This window comes from Rhodopirellula halodulae (assembly GCF_020966775.1).
Classification (GTDB): Bacteria; Planctomycetota; Planctomycetia; order Pirellulales; family Pirellulaceae; genus Rhodopirellula; species Rhodopirellula halodulae.
Map to the genome: position 1 here is coordinate 2694 of NZ_JAJKFV010000027.1, position 1637 is coordinate 4330.

At 54.4% G+C, this 1637-nt stretch carries 1 protein-coding gene; it reads right to left on the reverse strand.

Annotated elements, in window-relative coordinates; genetic code table 11:
* Window positions 1-1435 precede the first annotated feature (1435 nt).
* On the reverse strand, window positions 1436-1637 hold a 202-nt coding region (locus LOC70_RS13045; RefSeq protein WP_230254026.1), incomplete at its 5' end, for a hypothetical protein.

Sequence of the window (1637 nt, forward strand, 5' to 3'; positions counted from 1 at the left end):
GCGTGAGACAGAAGCTCAACTTCATGCTCGCGATTGTTGCTCACTGCAGATCCAACCGGTGTTGTATACCGGGACGATCTGGTGCTCGGAAATGCCACGTGAAGCTTATGCTCGCAATGGCGCTCGAGCCGTACCGAAACGTCGTTCGACGCCCCGCACATTATTCGTCAACGCAAAACCGACTGACACTCAAGTGCTCGTGACCTCACCGACTCTCATCGAAATGAATCGCTCGGCTGACAATCGAACACCTACTCCGATCCATGCTCGTAATTGCGCTCGGCTGCCGCGGAAATGCATAACCATTGCATGCACACGGAGCGGTGGTGGAGACCTACTTCACTTTCCAATCACGTTGGCTTCCACCGCCCGGTGATGCTGACCGTTATCGCGGCGACGAATGCAGGACGTGGCGATGATGATCTCGGTTGCACACAACGCCATCATTGGTCATCGCGAACGGCCGCTCGACGGTGCAACGATGACACAATGAAAGCGTTCAACAATTTGAATATCAAAACAATCGTCGATGAACACAATGGCGGACAAAATTGCGATCGGTCGCTTGGCACACGCCGTCGCTCGAACTTGCAACATTCGTCGCGGTCATGCGAACGGTCGTCAACCTTTCTGACGAACGACTGTGTTCCGGTTGCCAACCGATCGCCTCACCGCGACTCCAACGTTTCACCGCTGCGTAGACTCCCGGAAACGATGCGAACGATGTCGATTACGTCTGATACAATCCTTTGACGCTCTGCATCGACAACGTACCCATCGCTTCCTCACCTGTCGGTGCGCTCGTGATCGTCACTTCACGGTTTCGAACTGCTCGATTGAATCCACGAAAGTATTCCCGATAACCACGCGATGATGACGGAGCGGTGGTGGAGACCAATTTGGCATTCCAATCACATCTCTCGCCACCGCCCGCATATCGCAAACGTTATCCGATCTTTAACTACAGGAGCACACCTTGCTATCTGGCTTCATTCTCGGAGTGCGTTCCAGTATCGTCGCGACCGGCATCGTTGCCTGCTGGACCGGCTATGGATGGCCGACTGTCCGCAATTTCATGACCTATAACAGTATTCGAGTGTCTGGGTCGTGGGCGATTGTGGAACAACGAGACGGCGTTGAAGTCGAAGTCGGCTCGTTAGTATTGAAGCAATTTGGGGCCGAACTCCGAGGAACCAGTACGCGGCGAAAGAACCGCAGTGGAGAGCAAATCGAACGCCAATTCGGGTACCGTGGCTTTATACACGGGCAGAGAGTTGTCCTCCTCTTTGAAGATCAGAAAGGTAGCGGGTTTGATACCGGAAGTTACATTTTCAATGTGCAGAATGACGGACTCACCATGATCGGAAAGGCGACTTTCCATGGTCACGCCGAGAATGCCATCGTCGCGGAGTCGCGAATGCTGCGGAAGGTGGCTTCATGCGATTAACGACGGATAACCATACGATGCACCAGAGCGGCGGTGGCCAGCTTTTTCCAATGGAGAATCGTTCGCCGCCGCCCGGTGATCGGTGCCGTTCGTCAGGAGAATACGATGCCCCGACACCTCATGCTTGCAGCTCTTGCTGTTAGCGTTCTGACGCATGCCAAGGCGACTGAACCACCGCCGGTTGAGGTGA